At 31.4% G+C, this 1516-nt stretch carries 1 protein-coding gene; it reads left to right on the top strand.

What is annotated here, in order from left to right; genetic code table 11:
• Positions 1-1492: IS1182 family transposase (locus tag E1963_RS19100; RefSeq protein WP_243117814.1), on the top strand; the 1492-nt coding region annotated here is incomplete at its 5' end.
• Between the last annotated feature and the right edge of the window lie 24 nt (positions 1493-1516).

The following is a 1516-nucleotide window of genomic DNA, read 5'->3' as shown; positions in this document are numbered from 1 at the left end:
CAGACTGTCTAACGATTATGATATATGTTATAATAATGATACAATATTTGGTATCGGAGGTGCTTCGTATATGGCATATATCGTTGGTTTGGATAGAAATCAAACAAAAATGATTACAACATCTTTAGATGATTTAATTGCTAAAGATAATGCTGTTCGTGTTATTGACTCTTATGTTGAATCGCTTGATTTGAAAGAATTGGGATTTACTGAATATAGCGGAACAAACAGAGGACAAGCTCCATATCGGCGTTCCGATTTACTAAAACTGCATATTTATGGATATCTTAATAAAATTCGCTCAAGTAGAGCTTTAGAAGTTGAAGCAAAACGAAACATAGAGCTTATGTGGCTTATTAATGCAATTACACCGGATCATGGAACTATTGCAGGATTCGTACAGAAAAACAAAGCTGCATTTCATAATACTTTGCGAAATTTAACGCTGATTCTAAAAGGATGGGGCTTAATTGACGGAAAGCTCATTGCCATAGATGGGACAAAAATCAAGGCTCAAAACAGTAAGCATAATTGTATTACCCGAAGTGGACTGGACAAAAAAATAGAGTATGCAGAGGCACAGATTAATGCATATTTAATGGCGATAGAAAAAGAAGAACTTGTAAATGAAAATATTAAGGAAAAACTTGAAGCTTACCAAAATTTAAAAGAACAGTATTTAATGCAAAAACAAGAATTAAAGAACGAAAATTTAGAACAGAAGAGTCTGACAGATACAGATTCTCGAAGGATGAAAAATAATGGTTCACTAGATATATGCTATAACGTGCAGTCTGTCGTTGATTCTAAAAATCACTTTATTATAGATATTTCAACTACGAATGATATAAATGATCAAAATCAGCTTTATACAATGGCAAAAGATGCAACTGAATTATTAGAAGTAGAAGAACCAACCGTATTAGCTGATACAGGTTATTACAATGGAATTGAAATAAAAAACTGTATTGACGATAAGATGAAAGTATACATAAAAAAGGCAAGAGCCAACAATTCAACCAAGAATAATGAATTCCGCAAAGAAAAATTTACATATAATAAAGAGCAAGATATATACATTTGTCCATCAGGTAACTCACTATTCTTCTTTGAAAACACATCTAAGAATGGAATAAAATATAGGCGTTATAAATGTTCAGATTGCAATTCTTGCAAGTATAAAGATGCCTGTACATCTTCGATAAAAGGGAGAACTATACAACGATGGGAACATGAGGATATCCTAGATATTGTTCGTCAAAACACTTTGGATAATAATGAAATATACAAACAACGCAGATCTATTGTAGAACATCCCTTTGGCACAATCAAAAGAACATTGGGTTATAGCTTCTTTTTACGCCGTCAAATAGATAATGTTGATGCAGAAGCGTCTTCTATGTTTATCGCTTATAATTTTAAGCGATTATTAAGTATGTTTTCAACATTAGAATTAATAAAGAAATTTGGATCAATATCTAATTACAGATAGAGGATATAGAAAAATTTTATATTT

The organism is Extibacter muris (assembly GCF_004345005.1).
GTDB lineage: Bacteria > Bacillota > Clostridia > Lachnospirales > Lachnospiraceae > Extibacter > Extibacter muris.
The sequence above is the reverse complement of the archived record's forward strand: the minus strand, read 5'-3'. Positions and strand labels throughout refer to the sequence as shown.